3 protein-coding genes are annotated in these 2,905 nt (G+C 65.4%); 2 read left to right on the top strand and 1 reads right to left on the bottom strand.

All coding sequences use genetic code 11. The features are described 5' to 3' along the window. Window positions 1–136 precede the first annotated feature (136 nt). Entirely contained in the window at window positions 137–1,924 is a 1,788-nt protein-coding gene (locus DRB19_RS29330) for an adenylate cyclase (protein ID WP_245439914.1), read from the bottom strand. Window positions 1,925–2,137: 213 nt separating this feature from the next. Between DRB19_RS29330 and DRB19_RS29325 the strand changes: the two genes are divergently transcribed. Both DRB19_RS29325 and DRB19_RS29320 read left to right on the top strand, forming a co-directional pair. Next, on the top strand, window positions 2,138–2,383 hold the full coding sequence (locus DRB19_RS29325; RefSeq protein ID WP_114189466.1) for a hypothetical protein: 246 nt from the start codon (window positions 2,138–2,140) through the stop codon (window positions 2,381–2,383). A gap of 13 nt (window positions 2,384–2,396) precedes the next feature. After that, window positions 2,397–2,867 (top strand): hypothetical protein, encoded by a 471-nt coding sequence (locus tag DRB19_RS29320; RefSeq protein ID WP_114189465.1) that lies wholly within the window; start codon window positions 2,397–2,399, stop codon window positions 2,865–2,867. The last annotated feature ends 38 nt before the right edge of the window (window positions 2,868–2,905 follow it).

The raw sequence follows: 2,905 nt of genomic DNA, 5'->3' as shown, positions 1-2,905 counted from the left end.
ACTTGTTCGAGCCTCAGGAGTGCTGGAACTACCTCAAGGCAGCCGGATATGCGTCTGTTTAACCGTCCGATGCTTTAGCAGCGTCTGCGCTCGACCGCCTGTAACTTACTGTATGTTACGGGGTCGGCGCTCACGTTCAGCGCTGGGGAATGCCCGACTGAAGGGCCGTTTCCGCCGCCGTCGTGTCCGGTACCGGAAAGCCGGCCTTGCGCGCGCCTTCGGCCAGCAGGGCACCGTCCTTGGGCCCGTAATTGCGCTTGGCCACCTCCCGATCCCACTGGTCGAAGAACGTGGGGCGCTCCTGGAGGAAACGGTCCCTTGCCTCGGCGGCCTCGGTCTTCATCCCGAGCTGGGCGTAGATGATGGCGGACACGAAGTGGTAGAGCGGGAACTTCTTCTGAGTGACCTGCCGCATCAGAAGCTCGGCACGCTGGTATTCACGCTCCAGGTAGGCAAGCTGCGCCAGCACCCCGTTGTAATAGTCCGAATGGCCTGGATTGCGGGCAAGGGCCTGCTCAAGGAGAGCCATCCCACGCTTGCGGTCATCCGCCTGACCCAGCCGGCTTCCGAACTCCCCAAGCAGTTCGGTATCGTTTGGGTTGAGCGCCACCGCCCGCTCGCCGACCTGCAACGCCTCCTCCGGCTGCTCCGTGAAGAAGAGGGCCATCATCAGCGCCTGCAATCCCCTAACGTTCTCCGGGTCGAGGCGGTTGGCGAGGCGGGCGGCATCGATAGCACGCCGCGCTGCCGTAGGGGAACCAGGTCGGGGATTGAGGCCGAAGCGATCCTCGTCGAGGTAGAGCATCGAGAGCATCGCCCAAGCGGTGGCGTAGCTCGGGTATCGGTCGACGGCCCGTTCGAGGCATGTCCGGATGGCGGCGTGGCTGGCCGGGCTCAGCGCCGCGCGATAGCCGTAGAAGCGCAGCGTGCAGGCATAAGCCTCCAGGTCCTCCGGCTGTCCCGCCTGGGTGCGCCTCTCGTCAGACCGGGCGATGATGCCATAGGGCTGTCCGACGGCGGTCGCGACCTTCTGGGCCACGTCATCCTGGATCGCGAAGAAGCCGCGGATCCGCAGATCGTCGTCATACGCTTGCGACCACAGCACTGCGCCTGTCTGGGCATCAAGGAGGCGGCCCGTCACACGCAACTGGTGCCCTGCGGTCCGGACGCTCCCCTCCAGCACATACCGCACCCCGACTTCACGGTGGATCCGCAAAACGTCGGCATCCGGCGGGATAGCCCTCGACGTCTCCCGTCCGAGCACCGACAGTTCCTTGAAGCGGGCGAGCAGGCTCAGGACCTCCTCGGTGAGGCCCTGAGCGTAAATTCTGGCGTCCGGACCTTCCCCCAGGTTGGCAAAGGGCATGACGACAAGCGTCGGACCGCTTGGCACCCCAGCAGCCGATGCTTGGGCAGGCGGTCGTGGGATCGGTCGCGAGGTGCCCCACCAAGCGAGACCGGTAACCGTGACCGCCACGGCCGCTGCGCCAAGGCCAATCCGGAGCGAACGTCGAGGTCGGGATGGCGGGACGGTGGGAGATGGGGGCAGCGGAGCGGCAGGGGCTGGCGGATCCAGGACCTCTGCTGTCTCCGCTACGTCTGCTTCCGGGGGGTTGCGGAGGGTGAAGTGGGGGACGTAGGCCCCTTTCGGGACGTCGATGATAACGGGATCGGACAGGCCGGGGACAAGATAATAGTGTTCGAGGGCACGGCGGAGCCGGCCCGCCTCGATCCGCACCACCGGGTCGCTCTGGGCATCGAAGTTCGGATCGCGCTCGAACACCTCTGTCCCGACCGAATAGGCCTTGATGCGGTCTGCGCGTCCGGCGAGCGTCTCCTCGACGATGTAGCGCAGGAACCTGCGCGCACGCGCGGGCAGATCGAGGTCAGGGCTGGCGATGAGGCGGTCGAGCTGGGCACGCACGTCTTCTGCCGAAGGCTGCGACTGCGCCTGCGACGGGCCGTCAACCCCATGGTTGCTGCCGTTGTGCAATGGGTCGGCCCTTTCCGGGCATCGGAAGACGCCTGAAGCGCCTGTAACATACAGTAACTTACTCCCCTGCCGCACGCCATGGGCCGATACTGACAACTGTGTGACGGCGCACCTGCGCCGTTCCCGGGATCGCGCGGTCTCATCATGGATCAATCCGTACTGGTCGCCATCGCCCGTTTCCCAGACCGGGTGCATGCCATCGAGGAACTCGCGAGAAACAACGAGGACTTCCGGTCGCTCTGTGCCGATCTAGCTGACGCCGAGGCGGCCGCCGTCCGGTGGGAGCACTCATCGTTGCCGGTAAGCGCCGCCCGTTGTGCCGAGTACCGGGAGCTGGCGCGGGATCTCGCGGCCGAACTGGCGGCAACGCTGGACCGCCACTTGAAATGACAGGAGAGCCGGCATGACCGTGGCTGTTAACCCCGCTGCCCCCCATCATCTGCCCGCGTTCATCGCCGGGCCCGGGGAGACCGACGTCTTCATGATAGTCATGGCCGTGGTCCTGGTCATCGCCGTAATGGCCATCGGCCTCCTGTTCCTGCGGCTGCACACCCTGCCGGAGCGCATCGCCCACAAGGGCCACAAGCTCCAATTCGAGATCGTCGCCGTGCTGGGCCTGCTGGCCCTGTTCACGCATATCCATGCCTTCTGGGTCGCCGGTCTGCTGCTGGCCCTGATCGACATTCCAAATTTCGGGTGGCCGCTGCGCCGGATTGCCGGATCGCTGGAGAAGATCGCCGGTGTCCCGCCGGGCAAGGGCGCCGACGACGAGCCCGATAGGATCGTGCCCGACCATGCCCCGGACGAAGGCGCCACCGAAGTGCCGAAGATCGTTACCCTCTCTCGCATGCCGAAGGAGCGGACCGATGCTTGAGCTTCTTCTCTGCTCGCTTTTGACCATTCTTCCTGATT

It is taken from the genome of Microvirga aerophila, from assembly GCF_003332305.1.
Lineage (GTDB): Bacteria > Pseudomonadota > Alphaproteobacteria > Rhizobiales > Beijerinckiaceae > Microvirga > Microvirga aerophila.
The sequence above is the reverse complement of the archived record's forward strand: the minus strand, read 5'-3'. Positions and strand labels throughout refer to the sequence as shown.